Origin of the sequence: Plantibacter sp. ME-Dv--P-122b (assembly GCF_030209375.1) — a bacterium.
Lineage (GTDB): Bacteria > Actinomycetota > Actinomycetes > Actinomycetales > Microbacteriaceae > Plantibacter.
On record NZ_JARVSC010000012.1, the window covers coordinates 50,073 to 69,131 of the forward strand.

Here is a 19,059-nt window from a genome sequence, read left to right on the forward strand (position 1 = left end):
TCCACTAGGCTCACCACAGAACGCGAGAGGGGTGGCACGGTGGCGCAGGTCGTACCCGTTCTGAGCAGTGGGCGAGTGAGCATCCGGCCCATCAAGGTCCGTGACGCGAGGCCGCTCGAGCGCGAGCTGGCGGAGAACCGAGCCTGGTTGCGCCGCTGGGAGGCGACGAGCCCCTACGGCCCGGTCCCGGCCGACAGCCGTGCGGCGATCCGGTCGTTGCAGAACCACGCGCGCTCGGGCGCCGGCCTCCCGTTCGTCATCGAGGTCGACGGGGAGTTCGCCGGCCAGCTCAACGTCTCCGGCATCACCTACGGTTCCCTGGCCTCGGCGTCGATCGGCTACTGGGTCTCCCAGCGGTTCGCGGGGCTCGGCGCCACGCCGATCGCGACCGCCCTGGCCACCGACCACTGCTTCACCGCCCTGCAGCTCCATCGTCTGGAGATCTGCATCCGGCCCGAGAACGCTCCGAGCCTGCGGGTCGTCGAGAAGCTCGGGTTCCGGTACGAGGGACTGCGGCGCCGCTTCATCCACATCGACGGCGACTGGCGCGACCACTTCTGTTTCGGCCTCGTCCGCGAGGAGGTCCCGGGCGGCGTCCTGAACCGGTGGTTGGACGGCCAGGTGCCGAAGGACGCGTGCGTGATCCCCGAGGCGGACCGTCTCGCGGCCGCGTCGCCGTTCCCCACCCGCTGACCCGGTAGCCGTTTTCCCCCTCTATCCGGGGACACACCCGACGACTGCCCGTCTCCGGACGTTGCACCCGCTACGGTCAGGGACATGGACGGCGGATTCCTGAGCGGTGGGGTGATCATTCTGGTCGCAGCGATGCTGTGGCTGGTGTACCTGGTGCCGTCGTGGGTGCGTGACAGTCAGTTCTCCGCCAGCGAGCGCAACGCGATCCGGCTGCAGCAGACGCTCCGTGTGCTCGCCGAGACGGCTGAGGTCCCGGAGGCCGTCCGGCTCGAGGCGACATCGCGTGAGGTGGCCGCGCAGCGCAAGTTGCTCAAGCAGCTCGAGGCCAGGACGAAGGCGACCGCGGAGGCCGCGGCACGTGTCGAACTCGCCGAAGCCGACCGTATCCGTCGCGAGGAGGAGGCCAGGGCCGTTCAGGCCGAAGCCGCTGCTCGTGCCGCCGAGGACGCACGTCGCGCAGCCGCTGCCGCAGCCCGTGCCGTGCAGCGCAACGCCCGAGCGGCGAAGCTCGCGCGGAGCCGTCGTCGCTCCAGGCTGCTCGCGACCACCGTGTTGGTCGCCTCGATCATCGGCTTCTGCTCCGGCGTGACCGCGTTCCTCGCCGGTGGCGGCCTCGTCCTCGGTCTCTCGTCCACGGTCGTCGGGCTGCTCGCCCTGTCGGCCCTCTCCCGGATGTCGCGTATCGCCCACCGCGCCGTCGCGCCGGTACCGGCGGTCGCGGTCACCACCAGGCGTGTCGAGTCGGCGCTCTTCGAGTACAACGAGCCCGTCAAGGCGGCATCGCAGGCGCAGACCTGGACCCCGACGTCCATCCCGAAGCCGCTCCACCTCTCCGAGGGCTCGTCGGCTGCCGCTGAACTGGCGAAGGCCGACGCCTACGATCGCCTGCGCCAGGCGGCCATGCAGGAGGCCATCGCCTCCCGCGCCGAGCGTCTCGCGCCGGTCGTGCCGACGATCGTCCGTCGTCCGGAGCCCGTCGCCGCCCCGCAGCCCGAGCGCGTCGAACCGCAGCCGGCTCCGAGTCGTTTCGCCTCGATGGGCGTCATCGACGAGGGCGAGATCGCCGCCGGCGGCTCCACCCTGCTGCAGCGTCGCCGCGCTGCGGGCTGAGCCTCGATCGCGCCCGTCCGGTCGTTCATGAACCGGCCACCGGCGACGGATAGACTCGTCGAGGGGGTTCGTCGCTCGGTTCTCGTCGACGCCCTGGAACGCGAAAGGTGACCATGGGCGTGTGGCGGAAGAGCCGGCGGAAGCCGATGAAGCCCTACGTCGCGCCCCCTGAGGTGGCTCCGCCGCCGGTCGAGCACGCGGTCGAGGAAGGCCTCCTCATCGCGCGGTCCTGGACCGTGGTCGAGGTCACGAACTGGATCATCGAGCGTGCACTCCGCGATGGCGCGTCCTACGACGCCGAGGCGACGCAGGCGGCTGTCCGGCGCGAGCTGGGACGCATGGCTGACGAGCAGGAGGAGTACGCCGACCTCGCACGGGAGGCGCGCCAGACGGCGTTCCAGCGGCGGGGGAGTGCTCGTCACCAGCACGACTACCGCGCGGGCGACCTGAGTGCCCTGTCCCGTCGCCGTGAGGTGTACTCGGGGCTCGCCGCCGAACTCCGTCGGGTGAGCAAGGACGAGGAGTTCGTCGCGGCGATCGCGGAGTCCGCTCGTGAGCGTGCGTGGGGCGACTTGGAGCGCGCCATCCAGGCGAAGCTCGACCGGGTCCTCGACGAGCCGGTCGTCGACGAGCACTATCGGCGTGCCCGGAGCCAGCGGCTCCGCTGGTTCCGCGATCTCGACCTCGCTGCCCTCATCGCCGCCAATCCGAAGGACGGCAGCATGCCGGTCGACGACGGCCCGAACCCGTACGAGGACTAGCGCGGCCGGTTCGAAACGGCTCGCCGGTTCTGCTAGCCTGGACGAGTAGTTGGGCCCATGGCGCAGTCCGGTAGCGCACCTCGTTCGCATCGAGGGGGTCAGGGGTTCGAATCCCCTTGGGTCCACCAGCTGCAACGACAACCCCGCACCTCACGGTGCGGGGTTGTCGTGTTTCCGGGTGTCGGCAACGTCCGGTCCCGTGTCGGCGGCGCCCGGCGTCCTGTACGGTCGGGAGCACGGCGCCGCTTCGGTTCCCGTGAACGGGACGAGCAGTCATGCCAGCAGCATCCGAACCGACCGTGCAGCACGACGCCGTCCTCGGGGTGATCGGCACCTCGCTGAAGCCCGACGAACGACGCGTACCGATCCACCCGGCGCACTTCGAGCGCATCCCGGAGGAGTTCCGGTCCCGGATCGTCGTGGAGCACGGCTACGGTGCCCGGTTCGGCGTCTCCGACGAGGAGATCGCGCCCTACGTCGGCTCGTTCGCGACGCGCGCCGAGGTCATCGCGCAGGCCGACGTCGTCCTCCTGCCGAAACCGCAGCTCGAGGACGTCCAGGAGCTCCGCGACGGACAGACGCTCTGGGGCTGGCCGCACTGCGTCCAGGACACCGCACTCACCCAGCTCGCGATCGACAAACGGCTCACCCTGATCGCCTTCGAGGCGATGAACCACTGGGCTGCCGACGGCAGTTTCGGGTTGCACGTCTTCCACAAGAACAACGAGCTCGCCGGCTACAGCTCGGTGATCCACGCACTCGAGCTCTGCGGGTCCACCGGCAGCTACGGCCGTCGTCTCACCGCCGTGGTCATCGGCTTCGGCGCGACCGCCCGAGGTGCCGTGACCGCACTCAACGCTCACGGCATCCACGACGTGCGCGTGCTCACCAACCGTCGGGTCGCGGCGGTCGCGGCACCCATCCACTCCGCCCGCATGATCCAGTTCGACCACGACGACGGCCCGTATCTCAGCGAGGTCATCACCGACGAGGGTCGCGTGCCGCTCGCGCCCTTCCTGGCGGAGAGCGACATCGTCGTCAACTGCACGCTGCAGGACCCCAACGCACCGCTGCTCTACCTCCGCGAGGACGACCTCGGCGCGTTCCGGCCCGGGAGCCTCATCGTGGACGTCTCCTGCGACGAGGGGATGGCCTTCGAGTGGGCGCGCACGACCGGGTTCGACGACCCGATGTTCACCGTCGGGCGTGGGGAGATCAACTACTACGCGGTCGACCACAGTCCGTCACTCCTGTGGAACTCGTCCAGCTGGGAGAACAGCGAGGCGCTGTTGCCGTTCCTGCCCACCGTTCTAGCCGGACCGGACGCCTGGGTCGACAGCCTGACCGTCCAACGGGCTGTCGAGATCCAGGACGGCGTCATCCGCAACCCCGCGATCACCGAGTTCCAGCACCGGTCGGCCGAGTATCCGCACGAGGTCCTGCCGGGCTGATCGGTACGTGGCCGACCGCCCAAGCGGTGGGGCCGCGGCGGGTCTCTCGGCGAACCTCCGACGGAGGCACCCTCGCTCAGGAGGCCTCTCGTGGGCACTTCGACAGGCTCAGTGACCGGGGATGGTCTACCCGGAACCCTCCGGTCTCCGGGCTCGTCGGAGGGCAGCCCGGTGACCGGACGAAACCGATGAACGTCCTCCGGTCCGTGAGTGACTCCCTCCGGTCCCTGAGTAACTCCTTCCGGTCCCTGAGCTTGTCGAAGGGTGCACGAGCGACTTCTTCAATCGGCTCGACTCGGCATCTGGAATGTCAGTGGTCCATGGTGGACTGGTTCCATGACCGAGACCACCGCCGCCGCGATCCGCGCGAACGACGAGTACGCCGCGCAGCTCGCGGAGTTCTCGGACGAGTACGCGGAGATCTGCCGGCAGCAGGCTGTGCTGGCTGCCCGAACGGCTCGGCTCCTGGCCCGGTCTGCGGCCTACGCCGACGTCTTCGCCGACACGGTCGTACCGGCCGCGTTCCCGCCCGCCGAGCGCCGTGCGCTGTCCCGTCGCTCCACGTGTGCGGCGCTCGCGATGGCTGCCCGCACGCCGGAGCAGACGGTGCAGCGGGCGACGAACGACGCAGAAGTACTCGTCAACGGCGCACCGGCCGTGCTCGCGTCGCTCGAGGCGGGCAGTATCTCGGCTCGGCACGCCAAGACGATCACCGACCAGCTCTGCGACGTGCCCGCCGACGGGCGGGCCGTGTTCCTCGCCACGGTGCTCCCGGTCGCGGAGCAGACCACCGATGCAGAGCTCCGCAGGCGAGCTCGGGTCCTTCGCGAGCGTCTGCACCCGGAGTCGATCACATCCCGCTCGAAGCGTTCCGAATCGGACCGCCGGGTCGAGTTCGAGCCCGCAGCCGACGGCATGGCGTGGGTGCACCTCTTCACGACCGCACCCATCGCGCAGGGCATCATCGAGCGGGTCGAAACAGCGGCCCGCGGAATCGCGCAATGCCGGTGACACCCGGACGTGCGCCCAGCTGCAGGCGGACGCCCTCGCGGCGCTCGCGCTCACTGGCGTGACCCCGGAAGACGTGGCGTCGAGCCCCGTGCTTCCGCACCCGATCGAGGTCCAGGAGCACATCAAGCCGACCGTGCAGATCACGGTCCCGGCGCTCAGCATGGCCGGCGTGAGCGACGCCCCGGCCACCCTCGACGGGTACGGCCCGATCGACCCGGAGACCGCCGCACGTATTGCGGTGAACGCGCCCAGCTTCACTCGGATTCTGGTTCAGCCGGAAACGGGTGCGGTGCTCTCCGTCGGCCGGAATCAGTACCGGGTCCCGGCTGATCTGCAGCGCGCAGTCCGGCTGCGGGACGGCACCTGTCGGGCACCGGGCTGCGGCAGACGCGCTCGGGCCTGCGACCTCGACCATTCCGTCGCATGGGAGGACGGCGGCACGACGGACGTCGGGAACCTCGCCTGCCTCTGCCGACATCACCACCGGATGAAACATCTCCCCGGGTGGAACCTCGACCACGGACCCGGCGGGGTCCTCAACTGGACGACACCTGACGGGAAGCACCACCGGACAGAACCGGATCCGGCGCCGTTCTGAATCGGAATGATGATGCCTGTTCGTGGGCACTTCGACAAGCTCAGTGACCGGGGGAGGTTCTCAGTGACCGGAAGAGGTTTGCTCGGCAGGTTCCGGTCCCTGAGCCTTTCGAAGGGCAGTCTGGGCCGTGTCTCCTCGGCGCACGGGGAAGTTCGCTCGGTCCACGTGGGACGCGGCGGACGCGCGGACCCGGCCTGAGAGGTTCGTGGCAGGCCGCGCAAGCGGTCGAGCGCGGGATGCACCCGCCCCTACGCTGGACGCTTGCGCGTGCGGCATCAGTCGGCGCAGGAACCTGAAATGCACGACCGGCTCGAGGAGGCATGGATGTTCGTTTGGCAGAGCTGGTGGGGTGTCGCAGCAGCAGCCGGGATCGCACTGATCGCGGCGCTCGTCGTCATCGTGATCGTGTCGGTCTCCTTCCGGATGGCGGCGCGGCGGAGCGAGTGGCCGGGAGCGCTCGCCGGGAGTGCGCGTCACCCGTTCCGGGCGCTCGTGATCCTGGTGGCGGTGTGGCTGGCGGTGGCGGCGACGCTCCCCGATGAGAACACCCGCGGGTTCGTCGACCAGACCTTCCGGATCGCCGTCATCGCCGCGGCCACATGGCTGGTCGCCGCGCTGCTCGCCTTCGTCATCGGACTCGGGCAGGCCCGGTACCGCATCGACGTCCCGAACAACAAGGTCGCTCGCCGGATGCAGACGCAGCTTGCGCTCGTCCGACGCTTGGCGATCGCGGTCGTCGTCATCGTGGGTGTCGCCTCGATCCTCCTGACGTTCCCCGGGGTCCAGGGCGTCGGGGCGAGCGTGCTGGCCTCCGCCGGTGTCGTGAGCATCGTCGCCGGTCTCGCGGCGCAGTCCGTCCTCGGGAACGTGTTCGCCGGGATCCAGCTCGCCTTCAGCGATGCGATCCGGGTCGACGACGTCGTCATCGTCGAGGGGGAGTGGGGCCGGATCGAGGAGATCACCCTCACCTACGTCGTGGTGGGCATCTGGGACGATCGCCGCATGGTGCTCCCGTCCACCTACTTCACCTCCACGCCCTTCCAGAACTGGACGCGGAACACGAGCGAGCTGCTCGGGTCGGTCGAGTTCGACCTCGACTGGTGGGTGAGCCCCGCGGTCATGCGGACCGAGCTGGAGCGCATCCTCGACCGCACCGACCTCTGGGACGGCCGCGCGCAGGTCCTGCAGGTCACGGACGCCGTCGGCGGCTACGTGCGCATCCGCATCCTCGTCACCGCGGTGGACGCACCGACCCTCTTCGACCTCCGGTGCCTCGTGCGCGAGCAGATGGTCGAGTGGATCCTCGCGCAGAACCCGTCGGCGATCCCGCGCAACCGGGTGCAGATGGTCGAGCAGGAGCCTCGTCCGGTGCCGAAGCGCGGCGGGCCGGTCACCGAGCCCGTCGGGCTGTTCAGCGGCAGTGCCGAGGCCGAACAGCGCGCGAGCCTCTTCACGTCCTCGATCACCCTGCCCGACCTGGACGACGAGCCCGAACGCTGACCGTCGCCCGACCGGACGCGTGTGCACCGAATCGTTGCCGTTCCGGCGATCCTGTATGCGCTTCCCATCGCTACCATCAAGGGAACCTCGCCGGGTGACCTGCCGGCGGGCCGTCGGTGCTGCTGCCGACACGAACGGACGGCGCCGGCCCGAACCCCGGTGACGGCATGCGAAGGAGACCGCGCGTGAACGACGACACCCTCTTCCTCACCGATGAGGACACCGCCGTCCCCGGCGAACGCCCGGAGCAGCGTCTCGAACGACGCTCCGCGTCCGTCCTGAAGCACCGACTCCTCGAACAGGAACGCAAGCAGTTCGAGGAGTCCCTCGCCTCGGCGAAGGCGGACGGCGCCCTCGAACGCGCAGCGGCCCTCATCGTCTCCGCCCGGCGACGGTTCCTCATCGGGGCGTCGAAGTCGTTCACCTACGCGTCCCTCCTCGCCGCGGACCTCAGCTATGGCCTCGCGAACGTCACGCTCATCGACGGCACCATCGTGCGTCCCCTCGACGTGCTGAGCGACGTGCGGACGAGCGACGTCATGATCGCCGTGTCGCTGCAGCGGTACCGGAAGTACACGATCGACTCCGTCGTCCCGTTCGCCGAGGCGGGAGGCAGCCTCGTGCTCATCACCGACGCCCCGGACGCCCCGCTGACCCCGTACGCCGACGAGACGATCGTGCTCGGCCGTGCCGAGGACGGACACCCGAGTTCTTCGATCGGGATCGCGCTCACCCTGCACGTCCTCGCCACACTCACGACGGCCAGCGCCAAGGGCGCCGGCCGTCGGGCGGTGGAGCGGGAGCGCCTCGCCGAGACGCTCGGGGTCTACGTCTCCGCCGAGGATTGAACGCGGACCGGGATCAGCTTCCCGAGCCCTTCCCCTCGCGCACGATCGACAGGGGTTCCGTGATGTCCTCGAGGGACTTCCGCGCGGCGTCGACGCCGAAGATGAGGGCGATCAACCCGCCGAGGACCATCACACCTGCGCCGACGAAGTAGCCCACGGTGAGCGGACCGCGGTCGGTGCCGTCGCCGATCAGGATCCCGTAGAGCAGGGGCGCGACCGAACCCGCGATCTGCCCGATCGCGAAGAAGTAGCCGATCACCTGGCTGCGGAGTTCGAGGGGGAAGATCTCGCTCACGGTCAGGTAGGCGCTGGACGCACCGGCGGAGGCGAAGAAGAACGAGACGCACCAGAAGATCGTCTGCGTGGTCGCATCGAGCGCACCGGCGTTGAAGAGCACCGCCGACACGGCCAGGACCGCTCCGGAGACCCCGTAGGTGAGGAAGATCATCTGGCGACGACCCCAGGTGTCGAACAGCCTGCCGAGGAGGAGTGGGCCCAGCAGGTTGCCGATCGCGAACGGGAAGAAGTAGTACTGCGTGGACGACGGGCTCGTGCCGTAGAAGTTCTGGAGGACGAGTGCGTAGGTGAAGAAGATCGCGTTGTACAGGAACGACTGGGTGATCATCATCGCGAGGCCGACGAAGGTTCGCTTCGGGTACTTCGAGAAGAGCACCCCGAAGATGGTCCGGATCGGGATGTGGCCCTGGGCCTGGACGGTGAGCGCCTTCGATTCGTCGACCGGCTCGATCGTCCCGCCCTGCTTGCGGACGGTCGCCTCGATGTCGTCGACCGTTGCCTCCGCCTCCTGTTCCCGACCGTGCGTCATGAGCCACCGCGGACTCTCGGGGATGTGGCGTCGCAGGAAGATGATGGCGAGACCGAGGACCGGCCCGATGAAGAACCCGATGCGCCAGCCGACGTCCTCGGCGAAGTAGTCGGTGTTCAGCAGGAACAGGTTCGCCGCCGATCCGAGGGCGGCGCCACCCCAGTAGGTGCCGTTGATGGCGATGTCGACGTGCCCGCGGTACTTCGACGGGATGAGTTCGTCGATGGCCGAGTTGATCGCCGCGTACTCGCCGCCGATGCCCATGCCGGCGAAGAACCGGAAGATGGCGAGGAACCAGAACGTGGGGGACAGGCCCGCGATGCCGCTCGCCACGAGGTAGATCGCGAGGGTCAGGATGAAGAGCTTCTTGCGGCCGAGGCGGTCCGCCATGCGACCGAAGACGAGGGCGCCCGTCACCTGACCGAGCAGGTAGATCGTTCCGAGGAGACCGACCTCCGCCGCCGAGAGGCCCAGCGACTTCTGGAACCCGGCGGAGGCGACGATCTGGATCTCGAGGCCGTCCAGCACCCACGAGAAACCGAGACCGACGACGATCATCCAGTGGAACCGGGTCCACGGCAATCGGTCCATCCTGGCGGGGACGAGGCTCCGGACCGGGGCCGGCTGCCCGGAGGTCGACGTGCTCGACATGGAATGACTCCTTCCACGGCCGTCCCGTCGACGGTCGATCCGGGAGATGACGCTACTCCCGCGGCGGCGTTCCGACGCAGCGGATCGTCGCCCCTTGACTTCCTCCTGACGGAGGAGCACCCTACGCCCGGCAGCCGCCCCACGGTGATCGGTGGCGCGGAATGGTCGTACGCTCGAAGCGCGACGAGATCGCGGACGGCTGCCGACGGCCGTCGAGGAGGAGGCGGCATGCACCTGGTCGAGGACAGCACCGAGACGGACATCACGCAGGTCTTCGAGGACCGCATCAGCTCCGGGGTCGCCCCGGGGTCGTACGTCGCCGTGTTCGACCGCGAGCGGGTCAGGTTCGAGCAGGGGTTCGGCGGGGTCGACGTGGGCGGTCCGGTGCCTGACGCCGACACGCTGTTCCGCATAGCCTCCTGCACGAAGAGCTTCACCGCGGCCGTGCTCCTCATCCTCCGCGACGCCGGGCGCCTCGACCTGGACGCGCCCGTGGATGGGTTCGTGCCGGACTTCGCGCCGGTGCTCCCTGACGGGATGGCCGTCCGGCCGACCGTGCGGATGCTCCTGACGATGTCGGGTGGGCTCGGAACGGACGATCCGTGGGGTGACCGCCAGGAGTCGATCAGTGTGGACGAGTTCCGGCGGGTGCTCGTGCGCGGCGTGCGATGCGTCACGACACCCGGGACGGCGTTCTCCTACTCGAATCTCGGCTACGCGTTGCTCGGGCAGGTCATCGAGCGTGTGACCGGAGGGTCGTACATCGATGCGGTGACCTCGCTCCTGCTGGAGCCGCTCGGGCTCGGCGCCGTGTTCGAGCGCCCCGAGGGCGACGGGGCGGTCACGGCGACCGGTCATCGTGTCCGCCGCGAACAGGCCGCCGACGAGGACGGTCGATTCGTCGAGGTCCCGTTCTCCGGCCCCGGGGTCTTCTCCTCGATCGGCGGGCTGTTCGCCTCGGCCTCCACCCTGATCGGATGGGTACGCTGGCTCGACGGCGCGTGGACCGGGGACGAGACCGGACCGCTGTCGAGCGCCAGCCGACGCGAGATGCAGCAGCTGCACCGGCTGGCTCCGCCGCGGCCCGCGGTCGACGACCTGCCGCCGAGGCTGACGCTCGGTTACGGCTTCGGCCTGTTCGTCGAGGAGGACGCCGACCTCGGGACGCTCGTCTCGCACTCCGGCGGCTACCCCGGCTACAGCGCACACATGCGGTGGCACCCGGCATCGGGGTTCGGCGTCGTCGCCCTCGAGAACGCCGGCTACGCGGCCGTGGCGAAGCCCGCTGAACAGGCCCTACGGCTGGCGATCGCCAGCGCACAGGCCACCGGTGAGCTGCCGGAACCGGCGATCCGCCCCTGGCCGGAGACCCTCGTGGCGTCGATGACCGCGACCGGCCTGCTGTCGCACTGGGACGACCGCGTCGCCGCGTCGCTGTTCGCCGAGAACGTCGCCCTCGACCGGCCACTGGAGGAGCGACGCGAGGCGGTCGACGCCGCTGTCACCGCCGTCGGTGGCATCGCCGAGGTGGCTTCGGGGCGCGCGACGCCGATCTGCGATTCGCCGGACCACCTGGTCTGGTTCGTCGAGGGGACGGAGGGTCGCCTCCGCCTGGAGGTCCGGATGACACCCGTGCTTCCGCTCCGCGTCCAGACCTTCGCCGTGACGGTCGACGACCAGGGCGAGTGAACGCCGAACGCCGGCAGCTGAGGCTCAGCTACCGGCGTTCAGATGGAACAGGGTGGTTCGGTTCAGCCGATCGAGTCGTCGTCGCCGTTGCCGTTGCGGTTCGTCGGGGAGATGTCCTCCGTCGACTCGACGTACTCGTAGTCGGTCGTCGTCGGGCCGTCGTGGTCGCCGGTGTTCGTCGCTTCGCCGACGGGACGGTAGATGAGCTGGCCTTCGCCGTAGGGCAGGACGAGCTCGCCGTCCTGACCGTCTTCGAGCGGGATGATCTCGCTGTCGAGCGGGCCGCCGGTGAGTTTCGCAAGAGTCTGTGACATGTCGCCAGCCTAGCCCCGACGACTGTCAGAGTGCTGCGATGGTCCAGGACACCCGGTGTGGTGTATTGGGAGCCAGGACGACGAGGTCGGTCCCGGTCGAGAAGGCGTCAGGGGGACAGGTCATCGGCTCGACGGCGAGCCCCAGTCGGTTCAGCTCCGCGACGGGCTGATCGGCCGTGTGCACCTGGACCCAGGGCAGACCATCACCCCAGTGCATCGCTACGCCGCTGCCGGACGGTGTCGTCACCCGCACCGTGACCCGGCCGTCGGCGTCGCGGTCGAGTGCCGTGTACGCATGGTCGATGAAGGTGTCACCGATGGGCCGGGGTGCCCGGAAGTCGAAGTGTTCCGTCGGCGCCGTGTCGACCGGCTCCAGCGAGACCGGGATGAGCCGGTCGGGCGTGACGGTGAGCACCTCGGCGGCGGGCAGCTCGAGCGTCCAGTCGTCGACGCGTCCCTCGCCCGCGACGAGATAGGGGTGCGGTCCGGTGCCGTACGGGGCGTCGACGTCGCCGAGGTTCAGCGCCTCGACGTCGGTGCGGAGTCCATCGTCGTCGAGCGTGTAGGTCGCCGTGACCTGGACGCGGAACGGATAGCCCTCCTGCGCTTCGATGACCACGCGGAACGCCGCCGACGCTGCGCTCGACGACACGAGGTCCCACTCCGCCCAGGCGGCCAGCCCGTGGAGGGCGTGCCCGCGACTCGGTTCGGTGAGCGCGAGCTGGTGGTCGACGCCGGCGAAGGTGTAGCGGCCGTCGACGACGCGGTTGGGCCATGGGGCGAGCATCGCACCGCGGAACGCCGGACGGACCTCCTCCGCGTCGAACGGGACCACGAGGTCTCGGCCGTCGTACCGCAGGAACCGCAGGGAGGCACCGACCGAGGCGATCGACGCGGTGTACGCACCGTGCTCGAGATCGACACGACGTCCCGAGATCGGACGTCGGTCGACGGAGGCGGACGGGGACACGGTGCTGGCGGATTCGGTCACGGCCCCATTCTGTCGCATCGACGCCGACCGACCCGGCCGACTGGCGGTGCGGGTCGAGGGGTGGGACGCGGCTCAGTCGAGGGAGCGGCCGCGCATGTCCGAGAGGAACAGGGCGGCGACCGCGGCGACGACGAAGAATGCGGCGAACACGGAGAAGAGCAGGGTGTTCCCTCCGAGGAGGAGCGCCGGTACCGACAGCGGGGCGATGATCGAGGCGATACGGCCGATGCCGGCGGCCCACCCCGCCCCCGTCGCACGGAGCGCCGTCGGATACAGCTCCGGGGTCGTCGCATACAGGGCGCCCCAGGCGCCGAGGTTGCAGAAGGACAGGCACATGCCGAACACGATGATCATCGGTTCGGTCGTCGCCGTGCCGAACAGGACCGCCGACACCGCGGAACCCGCGAGGAAGGTCGCAAGGGTCTGCTTCCGGCCCCAGGCCTCGATCAGCCACGCCGAGACGGCATAGCCCGGGATCTGGGCCAGGGTGATGATGAGGGTGAACCCGAAGGACCGGACGAGCGAGAAGCCGGATTCGACGAGGATCGTCGGGATCCAGATGAACGCACCGTAGTAGGAGAAGTTGACGCAGAACCACACGATCCACAGCGATCCGGTGTCGCGGCGGTGCGTGGCCACCCACAGTCCACGGAGGCGCTCGCCGGTCGAGAGGCCGGTGCTGACGGGGCTGTCCGTGCTGGTGTCGTCGGCGGCCTGCGGGTGGGCGACGCCGGCCGAGGCCTCGAACTCGCGGACGACGGCCTCGGCCTCGCGGTGGCGCCCACGCGACTCGAGGAAACGCACCGACTCGGGGAGCCTCGTCCGCACGATGGCCGCGTAGACCGCGGGCAACGCGCCGATGGCGAGGGCCCAGCGCCACCCGTCGTCGCTCGTCGGCACGACCAGGTAGCCGATGAGGGCGGCGGCGATCCACCCGATGGCCCAGAACGCCTCCAGGAACACGATGATCCGCCCGCGGATCCGTGGCGGGGCGAACTCGCTCATGAGGGTCGAGGCGACGGGCAGCTCGGCGCCGAGTCCGAGGCCGACGATGAACCGCAGCACGATGAGGACGCCGAGTCCCCAGGCGAGGGCCGACGCGCCCGTCGCGATGCCGAACACGAGCAGGGTGATCGCGAAGACGTGGCGCCGACCGACCCGGTCGGCGAGCAGACCGCCGAGCGTCGCACCGATGGCCATACCGAGGAACCCGGCGGAGGCGATCCAGGAGAGCTCCGTGTTCCCGAGCCGCCACTGCACGGCGAGTTGGGCGAGCACGAAGGACACGAGTCCCACGTCCATGGCGTCGAGGGCCCAGCCGACGCCGGAACCGACGAGCAGTCGCCCGTGGGCCTTGGTGAACGGGAGCGCGTCGAGGCGCTCGCTGCGGGTGCGGGGTGTGGTGGGGGCGGTGGACACGTCACCATTCTGGTGCAGGATGTGCCCACCGACGCCGGTCCGTCGCAGATAGGCTGACGGCATCGAACTGCAGGCGTGCGACCGGGCAGTTCACCCGCTCCGCCCGCCGTTCCGTCGAAAGGCCACTCCCGTGACCGATGCACCGCCTCCCGACCCGCAGCAGCCCGACGGCCGCCCGCCGCAATGGCCGACGGGTCAGCAGCCGCAGCAGGAGCCATACGACCAGCAGCAGAACCCATATGGACAGCAGCAACAGCCGCCGTACGGGCAGGGACGGCAGCAGCAGAACCCATACGGCCAGCAGCCACAACAGCCGCCCTACGGGCAGGGACCGCAGCAGCAGAACCCGCACGGCCAGCAGCAGAACCCATACCAGCAGAACCCGTATGGCGGGCAGCAGAACCCGTACCAGCAGAACCCGTATGGCGGGCAGCAGAACCCCTCCGGTGGACAGCCGCAGCCGCAGCAACCGCCCTACGGTCAGCCGCAGCAGCCGTATCAGCCGCAACAGCACCCGTACCAGCAGCAGCCACCGCAGGGCCCTTCCGGCTACGGCCAGCAGCCGCCGCCTCCCGGTGCCCCGAAGCGCAAGCGGACGGGGCTCATCATCGCCCTCGCCGTCGGTGTCCCGCTCGTGTTGGCGGCGATCATCACCGTCGTCGCCCTCGTGCTCACGCAGGGTGGCGCACCGGTCGCGGACCCGAGCCCCACCCGCTCGGCCACCCCGACGAAGACCGCTTCTCCGACGCCCACGGAGACGGACTCGACGCCGGAGCCGACGAAGACCTACGTCTCCATCCCGCCCGACCTCGACTTCGCCGCAGGGCAGGACGTCCCCGCCGAATGGACGGCCTACCTGACGAACGACCTGGACTCGTCCTGGGCGGCGATCGGTCCGGACAGGAACGGCGTCGAGATCTACCGGAACGCGGCGACCTCCTGCGACGTCGGACTCGGCGACATCGCGCTGACGCCTGACGAGATCGCGGTCGGAGACGACGAGAAGTCGAGCGACGCCTACATGGCGAAGTACGTCGGTGTCGACTACGTCAAGGCGGACGGCACGACCGAACAACTGAACTACAACAGCGGTGGCGGGCTCATCGAGTTCCGGGTCCTGTCGTGGACGCAGCCCTCGGGGGAGCGCACCTACTGGGGCGTCCGGTCGCTCACGAAGATGGGGATCCTCGTCGTCTTCACCTTCACCTGCAAGGACCAGGCCTCGCTCGACCTGCTCGCGAACGACGTCGTGAACCTCATCTCCGTGGAGCTGCTTCCGAAGCGCTGACCTCTCCCGTCCTCAGAACGCGCGGAGGACCGCCTGCGCGACCGTGAAGATCGCGAGGCCGGCGAGCGCGCCGACGATGGTGCCGTTCAAGCGGATGAACTGCAGGTCGCGTCCGACGAGGAGTTCGATCTTCTGGGTCGTCTCCCGGGCGTCCCAACGCTCGACGGTCTCGGTGATGATGCTGGCGATGTCGTGCCGGTAGCGGGTGACGACGTAGGACAGGGCGTCCGCGACGCGGGTGTCGACTCGGGTGGAGAACGCCCGGTCGGTCGACAGTCGCCGGCCGAAGTCCGCGATGGTGCCGGAGATCCGCACGCGGAGGTCGCTGTCGGGAGCATCGAGGGCCTCGAGGAACGCGCTCTTCGCGGCTGTCCAGGTCTTCCCGGCGACCTCTCGGACGCGAGGGCTGTCGATGACCTCGTGTTTGGCGTTCTCGAAGCGGGTGATGGTCGCGTCGTCGTGCTGCAGCTGCTCCGCGAGTTCGCCGAGGTACCCGTCGAGGGCATGACGGAGCTGGTGGTCGGGGTCCGCTCGGACGGCCTGGACGAAGGACACGGCCTCCCGGTACAACTTGTCGTCCACGAGCCGGTCGACGAAGGACGGCACCCAGGTCGGCAGACGACTCGAGACCAGGCGTTCGAACGCCTTCGGGTTCGTGCTCAGCCACTCACCCGTGCGGTCGAGGAGGAGGTCGACCGCGTCGTGGTGCGCGCCGACGCCGACGATGTGCTCGACCCAACGGCCGATGTTCGGGGCCCACTGCGGGTCGATGAGGTGTTTGGACGCCAACGCCTCGATGACCTCGCGGACGTCGTCGTCCGACAGTGTCTCCAGGAGACCCCGCACGGCGATGGAGCCCTCGGCGGTGACCCGTTCGGCGTTCGCGGGCTCGGACAACCATCCGCCGAGCTTCTCCGAGACGGAGACGGACGCGAGCTTCTGCCGCACGACCTCCTCGGAGAGGAAGTTGGTCTCCACGAACTCGCCGAGGCTGACGCCGATCTCGTCCTTGCGCTTCGGGATGATCGCCGTGTGGGGGATCGGGATGCCGAGCGGGTGCCGGAAGAGGGCGGTGACGGCGAACCAGTCCGCGAGCGCACCGACCATGCCGCCTTCCGCCGCCGCCCTGACGTACGCCAACCACGGGTAGCGTCCCTCGAGCGCGAACGCGACGGCGAAGATGACCGCCATGACGAGGAGCAGTCCGGTGGCGAGGCGCTTCATCGAGCGCAGGGCTCGCGCGCGGTCCGCGTCGGCGGCGGTGAGTTCGAGTGTGGGGGAGCTCGTCATCCGCCCATCCTAGGCTCGTCGACCGTGTCCTCCGGTCCGATGGAGGAGGAGGGCGCCGTACCCCCTGGTGGTACCCTGAGCCGGTGATCGAAGACATCAAGAAGCGGGCCCTGCACCGGACGAAGATCCTCGAGGGCCAGATGCGTGGCCTCGAGAAGATGATCGAGAACGAGGACTACTGCATGGACATCATCACGCAGTCGCTCGCCATCCAGAAGTCGCTGGGTTCCCTGAACAAACTGCTCGTCGAGAACCACCTGCTGACCCATGTCACGCAGATGTTCGAGGAGGGTGGGGACAGCAAGGACGCCGCCGTCGGCGAGCTCCTGCGGATCTTCGAGCTCAGCAACAACCGCGGCTGAGCCGAGCGGTCACACGGGCCCGAGCCAGGCGTTCGCGACGGTGGCGTGAGCGGACTCGTCGTCGGAGGGATGGAACATGCCGGCGAGGACATCGCGGTACAGCCGGCCCAATTCGCTTGCGGCGAAGTAGCTGCCGCCGCCGGCGACCCGGATCGCCTGATCGACGACCTCGCGGGCGGTCTCCGTCGCGCGGACCTTGAGCCCGACGAGCTTCGGGAACCAGAGCGCGCCATGGTCGACCCCGTCGTCGAGGTCCCGGGCGATGCCTGCGAGCTGCGGCAGCATGCCGTCGTAGGCGATGGCGGCCGAGGCGATCCGACGGCGGATGTCGGGATCCGCCGCGTAGCTCGCGCCACCGGCCCTCTTCGACGTCTTCCGGTGGGCGGTCTCGACAGCGAGTCGGAGGGCGCGTTCGCCGATGCCCGTGTACACGGCGGCGATGAGGGTCTCGAAGCAGGCGAAGATCCCGAAGACGATGGGGTCCGGGTTGGGTCCCGGGTCGAGGCGTCGGACGATGTGCTCGGCCGTCGACTCAGCACCCTGGAGCAGCGTCGTCCTGCTCTGGCTGGCGCGCATCCCGACGGTGTCCCAGTCGTCGAGGATCTCGAACCCGCCGCGCGAGCGTTCGATGAAGCCGTAGACCACCTTCGGACCGTCGGCCGAGGTCGTGTCGAGCCCGGTCGTCCCGAGCCAGGTCCACGCAGGGGAGAGGGAGGTGAAGATCTTCCGTCCGTGGAACCGATAGGAACCGTCGGGGCCCGGACGGGCTTCGGTGTCGGATCCGAAGAGCACGAGGTCGTTGCCGGCCTCGCTCACCCCGAAGGCGTAGAGCTCGTCCTCGGCAGCTCCCTCGAGGACGAAGCGGAGCGAGTCGTCTCCTCGGGCGTGGAGCAGTCGGGCGACACCCGTCCACACGAGGTGCATGTTGATCGCGAGGGCGGTCGCCGGGGCGGCGGTGGCGAGCCGGGATTGGAGCAGCGTGACCTCGCTCAGGCCGAGGCCGAGGCCGCCGAACGCCTCGGGGACGAACGCCCGGAGATAGCCGCACGCCCGCAGCTCGGCGAGGTCCTCGTCGAAGAAGGCGTTCTCGCGGTCCGCCACGGCGGCACGTTCGCGGATGCGCTCGACGAGCCCGTCACCGAGGATCGAGGCGGGGTCGAACGACTGATCGGACGGGTGGTGCTGCGCTTGAGCGGTCACCGGTCCATTGTCGCATCGGGCCCGGCCGAGGTGGCAGGTGTCTGCGAGCGGCGAGCAGCGCGCCGACGGCCCGACCTGACGAGGAGGACCACGACCGCGGCGACGACCGCGAGGGGGAGCAGCCACGGCACCAGGACGCCGACCACGACGACGAGCCCCGAGGCGGCGGCGACGAGCGCGTTCCACCCGGCGACCACGCCGCCCCAGAAATCGGTGGGCACACCCGGCGCGACCGAGCCGGGGGCCACGAAGCTCACGAACACGGAGGAGAAGTCGACCTGATCGGCGAGCGCGTCGCGCTGGGCGACGAGCCCGTCCAGTTCCGCCTGCCGCTGGGACAGGCTGGTCTCGGCGGCGAGGAGGTCGGCCGTCGTGGTCGAAGCCGCCATGAGTCCGAGCAGTCGGTCGACCGAGGCCTGGAGGGCGGTGACCCGCGCGTCGAGGTCGGCGGCCTGTGCCGTGACGTCCACCGCGGACACGGAGAGGTTGTTCACCGTGCCGAGCGCCTGCAGCTGCGCGAGCACGTCGTCGAAGTCGTCGGCGGGGATGCGGACCGTCAGCGTCGCCTGCGCGGCCTGGTCGGAGGTGCCCGGCGTCTCGTCGCGGCTGTCGACGCGCCCGCCCGCCTCGGTGACGATCCGAGTGGCGTCCGTCGCGGTGCTGACCGGGTCGTCAGCGGTGACGGTGAGCGAACCGGTCGTGACGACCTGCTGTTGGGTGAGGTCGGGGGAGGCGGCGCCGTCGACGCCGACCTGCGCGTCGCCGGCGACCTGGCCGGGCGCGGGCATCGCCGCTCGCGAGTCACTGCCGGCCTCGGTGCTCGACCCGGCCGAGCAGCCCGTGAGGACGAGCCCGACGAGGACGGCGGAGACGAACACGGTGGTGGTACGGGTCACTGCTGAGCGCTTCATGGCATCACCCTAGAGAGCCGCCGCACCGCGGAGGTGCAGGGACCCTGGGAAGCGGGTCACGATCAGGTCTCGCGACGCGCATCACCCGAGGGAGCCGCCGCACCGCGGAGGTGCAGGGACCCTGGGAAGCGGGTCACGATCAGGTC

18 protein-coding genes and 1 tRNA gene are annotated in these 19,059 nt (G+C 69.7%); 12 read left to right on the forward strand and 7 right to left on the reverse strand.

Annotation, left to right across the window (positions count from 1 at the left end):
* Positions 1-39 precede the first annotated feature (39 nt).
* The 9 genes from QRN19_RS18395 to QRN19_RS18435 all read left to right on the forward strand — a co-directional run bounded on the left by QRN19_RS18395 (position 40) and on the right by QRN19_RS18435 (position 7,972).
* Complete coding sequence (locus tag QRN19_RS18395; protein ID WP_086474356.1) at positions 40-693, forward strand: GNAT family N-acetyltransferase; 654 nt, start codon at positions 40-42, stop codon at positions 691-693.
* Between the two features lie 84 nt (positions 694-777).
* Positions 778-1,803 (forward strand): hypothetical protein, encoded by a 1,026-nt coding sequence (locus tag QRN19_RS18400; RefSeq protein WP_285028669.1) that lies wholly within the window; start codon positions 778-780, stop codon positions 1,801-1,803.
* Positions 1,804-1,916: 113 nt separating this feature from the next.
* Positions 1,917-2,564 carry a hypothetical protein gene (locus QRN19_RS18405; protein ID WP_079705398.1) on the forward strand — a complete coding sequence of 216 codons (648 nt, stop codon included), beginning with the start codon at positions 1,917-1,919 and terminating at the stop codon, positions 2,562-2,564.
* 51 nt (positions 2,565-2,615) lie between these two features.
* Positions 2,616-2,692, forward strand: a tRNA-Ala gene (locus tag QRN19_RS18410).
* 147 nt (positions 2,693-2,839) lie between these two features.
* Positions 2,840-4,015, forward strand: a complete 1,176-nt coding sequence (locus QRN19_RS18415) for a N(5)-(carboxyethyl)ornithine synthase (RefSeq protein ID WP_285028670.1) — start codon at positions 2,840-2,842, stop codon at positions 4,013-4,015.
* 336 nt (positions 4,016-4,351) lie between these two features.
* Positions 4,352-5,026, forward strand: a complete 675-nt coding sequence (locus tag QRN19_RS18420) for a DUF222 domain-containing protein (protein ID WP_285028671.1) — start codon at positions 4,352-4,354, stop codon at positions 5,024-5,026.
* A 19-nt stretch (positions 5,027-5,045) separates the two neighbouring features.
* Positions 5,046-5,624, forward strand: a complete 579-nt coding sequence (locus tag QRN19_RS18425; RefSeq protein WP_285028681.1) for an HNH endonuclease signature motif containing protein — start codon at positions 5,046-5,048, stop codon at positions 5,622-5,624.
* 324 nt (positions 5,625-5,948) lie between these two features.
* On the forward strand, positions 5,949-7,124 hold the full coding sequence (locus tag QRN19_RS18430) for a mechanosensitive ion channel family protein (protein WP_137242055.1): 1,176 nt from the start codon (positions 5,949-5,951) through the stop codon (positions 7,122-7,124).
* A gap of 185 nt (positions 7,125-7,309) precedes the next feature.
* On the forward strand, positions 7,310-7,972 hold the full coding sequence (locus QRN19_RS18435) for a MurR/RpiR family transcriptional regulator (RefSeq protein WP_199862102.1): 663 nt from the start codon (positions 7,310-7,312) through the stop codon (positions 7,970-7,972).
* Between the two features lie 13 nt (positions 7,973-7,985).
* Here the strand turns inward: QRN19_RS18435 and QRN19_RS18440 are convergent, their stop codons facing one another.
* Positions 7,986-9,449, reverse strand: coding sequence for an MFS transporter (locus QRN19_RS18440; protein ID WP_242664536.1), 1,464 nt, complete (start codon positions 9,447-9,449; stop codon positions 7,986-7,988).
* 228 nt (positions 9,450-9,677) lie between these two features.
* Between QRN19_RS18440 and QRN19_RS18445 the strand changes: the two genes are divergently transcribed.
* Complete coding sequence (locus QRN19_RS18445; protein WP_285028673.1) at positions 9,678-11,138, forward strand: serine hydrolase domain-containing protein; 1,461 nt, start codon at positions 9,678-9,680, stop codon at positions 11,136-11,138.
* A gap of 62 nt (positions 11,139-11,200) precedes the next feature.
* Here the strand turns inward: QRN19_RS18445 and QRN19_RS18450 are convergent, their stop codons facing one another.
* The 3 genes from QRN19_RS18450 to QRN19_RS18460 form a co-directional block, all read right to left on the reverse strand.
* Positions 11,201-11,452 carry a response regulator gene (locus tag QRN19_RS18450; protein WP_079001938.1) on the reverse strand — a complete coding sequence of 84 codons (252 nt, stop codon included), beginning with the start codon at positions 11,450-11,452 and terminating at the stop codon, positions 11,201-11,203.
* Positions 11,453-11,477: 25 nt separating this feature from the next.
* Positions 11,478-12,443, reverse strand: a complete 966-nt coding sequence (locus QRN19_RS18455; RefSeq protein ID WP_502928346.1) for an aldose 1-epimerase family protein — start codon at positions 12,441-12,443, stop codon at positions 11,478-11,480.
* 72 nt (positions 12,444-12,515) lie between these two features.
* A complete protein-coding gene (locus QRN19_RS18460) occupies positions 12,516-13,862 on the reverse strand; it encodes an MFS transporter (protein ID WP_285028674.1) in 1,347 nt (448 codons plus the stop codon).
* A 130-nt stretch (positions 13,863-13,992) separates the two neighbouring features.
* On the opposite strand from QRN19_RS18460, the gene QRN19_RS18465 reads away from it, so the two are divergent.
* Entirely contained in the window at positions 13,993-15,150 is a 1,158-nt protein-coding gene (locus QRN19_RS18465) for a hypothetical protein (protein WP_285028676.1), read from the forward strand.
* Between the two features lie 12 nt (positions 15,151-15,162).
* Here QRN19_RS18465 and QRN19_RS18470 read toward each other — a convergent pair whose 3' ends face one another.
* Positions 15,163-16,440: a DUF445 domain-containing protein gene (locus tag QRN19_RS18470; protein WP_175116194.1), complete on the reverse strand. Its 1,278-nt coding sequence runs from the start codon at positions 16,438-16,440 to the stop codon at positions 15,163-15,165.
* A gap of 83 nt (positions 16,441-16,523) precedes the next feature.
* Between QRN19_RS18470 and QRN19_RS18475 the strand changes: the two genes are divergently transcribed.
* Positions 16,524-16,802, forward strand: a complete 279-nt coding sequence (locus QRN19_RS18475; protein WP_064296530.1) for a metal-sensitive transcriptional regulator — start codon at positions 16,524-16,526, stop codon at positions 16,800-16,802.
* Positions 16,803-16,811: 9 nt separating this feature from the next.
* On the opposite strand, the gene QRN19_RS18480 is transcribed toward QRN19_RS18475, so the two are convergent.
* Complete coding sequence (locus tag QRN19_RS18480; RefSeq protein WP_285028678.1) at positions 16,812-18,002, reverse strand: acyl-CoA dehydrogenase family protein; 1,191 nt, start codon at positions 18,000-18,002, stop codon at positions 16,812-16,814.
* On the reverse strand, positions 17,999-18,913 hold the full coding sequence (locus QRN19_RS18485; RefSeq protein ID WP_285028679.1) for a DUF4349 domain-containing protein: 915 nt from the start codon (positions 18,911-18,913) through the stop codon (positions 17,999-18,001). The genes QRN19_RS18480 and QRN19_RS18485 overlap by 4 nt, the downstream gene beginning before the upstream one ends.
* Between the last annotated feature and the right edge of the window lie 146 nt (positions 18,914-19,059).